The sequence below is a fragment of the Streptomyces sp. AK02-01A genome (assembly GCF_033795305.1).
Taxonomy (GTDB): domain Bacteria; phylum Actinomycetota; class Actinomycetes; order Streptomycetales; family Streptomycetaceae; genus Streptomyces.
In genome coordinates this window covers 1-2,137 of the sequence record NZ_JARBAE010000112.1, presented here as the reverse complement: position 1 = coordinate 2,137, position 2,137 = coordinate 1, and the positions used below count along the sequence as shown (strand labels likewise).

General features: G+C 64.3%; 2 protein-coding genes and 1 pseudogene. 1 reads left to right on the top strand and 2 read right to left on the bottom strand.

Annotated elements, in window-relative coordinates; translation table 11 throughout:
• A pseudogene (locus tag PV679_RS35940) lies at positions 1-1,034 on the top strand (tyrosine-type recombinase/integrase); the annotation flags it as partial.
• Between the two features lie 95 nt (positions 1,035-1,129).
• On the opposite strand, the gene PV679_RS35935 reads toward PV679_RS35940, so the two are convergent.
• Both PV679_RS35935 and PV679_RS35930 read right to left on the bottom strand, forming a co-directional pair.
• Positions 1,130-1,684, bottom strand: a complete 555-nt coding sequence (locus PV679_RS35935) for a hypothetical protein (RefSeq protein ID WP_319685484.1) — start codon at positions 1,682-1,684, stop codon at positions 1,130-1,132.
• A partial coding sequence (locus PV679_RS35930; RefSeq protein ID WP_319685483.1) for a hypothetical protein occupies positions 1,663-2,137 on the bottom strand: 475 nt, incomplete at its 5' end. The genes PV679_RS35930 and PV679_RS35935, both read right to left, overlap by 22 nt.

The following is a 2,137-nucleotide window of genomic DNA, read 5'->3' as shown; positions in this document are numbered from 1 at the left end:
GTCCCCTCCGCGCAGGGCAGCCCGGCCGCGTACCTGACGTACTGGCTGGAGAACGTCGCCGTCCACCAGCTCCGCGAGAACACCCACACCCGCTACACCGCCGTCGCCCGGCTCTACCTCATCCCTGGCCTCGGACGGAAGAAGCTCGCCAAGCTCACCGCCAAGGACGTCCGCACCTGGCTCAACCAGCTCCGCACCACCTGCCAATGCTGCGCACGCGGCATCGACGCCCGCCGCGACCAGCCCCGCTGCTGCGCCGCCGGCCAGTGCTGCCACAAACTGCTCTCCCCGCTGACGCTCACCTACATCCACTCCGTACTCAAGTCCGCCCTGGAGCACGCCGTCCGCGAAGAGGAGATCCCGCGCAACGTCGCCCGCAACGTCCGCACCAGCACCCCACGGCCCCGACGCTTCGAACCCCTCACCGCCGACGAAGCCCGCCAACTCCTCGCTGCCACGCGCGCACACCGGCTGCACGCCCTGTTCGAACTCGCCCTCCACACCGGACTCCGCAAGGCCGAACTCCTCGGCCTGCACTGGGAAGACCTCGACCTCGACGTGGGCACCGCCGCCATCCGCCGAACCTTGCAGCGCACCACCGCAGGCGAGCTCACCACACTGCCCACCAAGACGCGCGCCTCCGAGCGCCGCATCGCCCTCCCCACCCGCTGCCTCCAGTCACTGAAGCTCCACCACGAACAGCAGAAGACCGAGCGTGAGGCCGCGGGCACCGCGTGGCAGCGGGGCGAGCACGTGTTTACCACTACGCAGGGTGGACCGATCGACCCAACCAACCTCACCCGCACCTTCAACACGCTCCTCCGCAAGGCCGGCCTCCGCGCCGCATCCGCTTCCACGACCTCCGCCACTCGACGGCCACCCTCCTTCTGGAACAGGGCGTCGAACTCGTCGTGATCAAAGAACTCCTCGGCCACGCCCACATCGGCGTCACCGCCACCATCTACGCCCACGTCAGACTCCGCCTCCAACGCGACGCCATCGACCTCCTCGGCTACGTCCTTGACCATCCTTGACACACGCACGGCAACGGCGGCGGACACCCAATGGTGTCCGCCGCCGTTGCCGTCATCTACTGCCGTCAAGCCGCAGAACGGCCCATGTGGGCGACTCAGCCAGGGCTCGGGTGATCCGCGTCGGGTTCTTTGCCTCTTGGACTGGAGGAGATATGACGCACCTCCCGCAGTGAATCCTTTATTGCCGTCGGCGCCAAGGCGACAATTTCCACCGCGCGCGCACGATCTCTCGAGTGCGCGGGGCGGCGCAGCGCCCACCGCAAGACAGCTACGACGTCAGGCAACCGCCAAAACTCCGCCAGTCCCACACCTTCTTCATCGTCTCGCGCCAGTCGCCACGCGGCCAGCGCGATCACCACATCAACGACAGAATTTGCCAGTTCAATGTCACGGGGACGGGAACTCAGGCGAAGCCTGCCACCGCCGGCTTTCCCAAGGACCACACAGGTCAGCCGCTCACCTTTAGACGGCCAGCAGACTCGCGGGGTGAAATCCTCGTCCGATATGGCGGACTCATCCACGTAGCCAGGGATGTTGCCCGCAATGGTATGAACCGTCAGGCCGTAGTGCTGGTGACTCGCGATTCGACATTCAACGAGCGAATAGTCTCGCACACTCGAAATGTCCATCATTGCTCTCCAGGATTCCATGGAGCGCGCGGGAATGAATTGAACTTGTCGAACAAGTGCCTCGGGATGGCATATTCAACCGCTCCTTCGTTGAGAAAATCTTCCATCGGCTCGATGTCGTTCTCCCTCAACCATCGGGACGGAACAGTCACCCGGAATCCCTGACCGTGCGTGTCACGATGTTGAGACGCATAGTCTTCGACTCGCTGCCTGTTTCCAAAGTATGCAGACCCATCGAGCCCCTCGTCCAAATCAAGCGGATGATTCTCGGGAAGGACTCCGTTGCGGAGTTCGCTCGTGCCTCGGTCTCTGGGCGATACACGATAGAGATCGACGGTATCGCAGTTGTGAACCAGGACCGGTGTGGCCCCTGCCAGCACATAGTACGTGTGGAGGTCACTGACGGTGAGGTTGTGGACCGTTTCGTCGGGGGCCGTCCAGTGTTCGACCGCTGTGATCTGGACGCGGGTGCCG

Excerpts from the sequence above, each read along its gene's own strand:
- PV679_RS35935 (WP_319685484.1), bottom strand. The coding sequence starts at position 1,684 with ATGGAATCCTGGAGAGCAATGATGGACATTTCGAGTGTGCGAGACTAT.